The 1729-nt window shown below is 70.9% G+C and carries 2 protein-coding genes; both read left to right on the plus strand.

The window, feature by feature from the left end; genetic code table 11:
• On the plus strand, positions 1-789 hold the full coding sequence (locus ADK57_RS11885) for an electron transfer flavoprotein subunit beta/FixA family protein (protein ID WP_053749370.1): 789 nt from the start codon (positions 1-3) through the stop codon (positions 787-789).
• A gap of 56 nt (positions 790-845) precedes the next feature.
• On the plus strand, positions 846-1729 hold an 884-nt coding region (locus ADK57_RS11890; RefSeq protein ID WP_053749371.1), incomplete at its 3' end, for an electron transfer flavoprotein subunit alpha/FixB family protein.

Genomic DNA, 1729 nt, shown 5'->3' on the forward strand with positions numbered 1-1729 from the left:
GTGAGCTTGAGGATCGTTGTCACTGTGAAGTACGTGCCCGACGCCACTGGCGACCGGCACTTCGCCGATGACCTGACCGTCGACCGGGACGACGTCGACGGTCTGCTCTCCGAGCTGGACGAGTACGCGGTCGAGCAGGCGCTGCAGATCTCGGAGAACTCCGACGACGACGTCGAGGTCACCGTGCTGACGATCGGCCCGGAGGATGCCAAGGACGCGCTGCGCAAGGCGCTGTCGATGGGTGCCGACAAGGCCATCCACGTCGAGGACGACGACCTGCACGGCACCGACGCCATCGGCACCTCGCTGGTGCTGGCCAAGGCCGTGGAGAAGGCCGGCTTCGACCTGGTGATCTCCGGTATGGCCTCCACCGACGGCACCATGGGTGTGGTGCCGGCGCTGGTCGCCGAGCGCCTGGGGGTGCCGCAGGTGACGCTGCTGTCGCAGGTCCTGGTCCAGGACGGGACCGTCAAGGGCCGCCGGGACGGGGATGCCGCCTCGGAGCAGCTGGAGGCTTCCCTTCCCGCGGTGGTGTCGGTGACCGACCAGTCGGGTGAGGCCCGTTACCCGTCCTTCAAGGGCATCATGGCGGCCAAGAAGAAGCCGGTTCAGTCCTGGGACCTGTCCGACCTGGACATCGAGGCCGAGGAGGTCGGTCTGGAGGGCGCCCGCACGGTCGTCGACTCCGCGGCCCAGCGCCCGGCGCGCACCGCCGGCACGATCGTCAAGGACGAGGGCGAGGGCGGCAAGCAGCTCGCCGAGTTCCTCGCGGGCCAGAAGTTCATCTAGGCCCCACCCCCTCTTACCGCCCCTGAAGACTTCGCAATCCGCAGGAGAGCATTCCCATGGCTGAAGTTCTCGTCTACGTCGATCACGTGGACGGCGCCGTCCGCAAGCCCACCCTGGAGCTGCTGACCCTGGCGCGTCGCATCGGCGAGCCGGTCGCCGTCGCCCTCGGCAATGGCGCCGCCGACACCGCCGCCGTCCTCGGTGAGCACGGCGCGGCCCGGGTCCTCACCCACGACGCCGCCGAGTACGCCGACTACCTGGTCGTCCCGAAGGTGGACGCCCTGCAGGCCGCGTACGAGGCCGTGTCCCCGGCCGCCGTGCTGGTGCCGTCCTCCGCCGAGGGCAAGGAGATCGCCGCCCGCCTCGCGCTGCGCATCGGCTCCGGCATCATCACCGACGCCGTCGACGTCGAAGCCGGCGAGGCGGGCCCGGTGGCCACCCAGTCGGTGTTCGCCGCCTCCTTCACCACCAAGTCCCGCAGCGCCAAGGGCGCCCCGGTCATCACCGTCAAGCCCAACAGTGCCGCGGTGGAGGCCGCCCCGGCCGATGCGGCCGTCGAGGCCCTGGCCGTCACCTTCTCCGACCAGGCCACCGGCACCAAGGTCACCGCACGCACGCCGCGTGAGTCGACCGGGCGCCCGGAGCTGACCGAGGCCGCGATCGTGGTCTCCGGCGGCCGTGGCGTGGGCGGCGCCGAGAACTTCTCGGTCATCGAGGCCCTCGCCGACTCCCTGGGCGCGGCCGTCGGTGCCTCGCGTGCCGCGGTCGACGCGGGCTGGTACCCGCACACCAACCAGGTCGGCCAGACCGGCAAGAGCGTGTCCCCGCAGCTGTACATCGCCTCCGGCATCTCCGGCGCGATCCAGCACCGGGCCGGCATGCAGACCTCCAAGACCATCGTGGCGATCAACAAGGACGCCGAGGCCCCGATCTTCGACCT

The organism is Streptomyces sp. MMG1533, assembly GCF_001279775.1.
Taxonomy (GTDB): domain Bacteria; phylum Actinomycetota; class Actinomycetes; order Streptomycetales; family Streptomycetaceae; genus Streptomyces.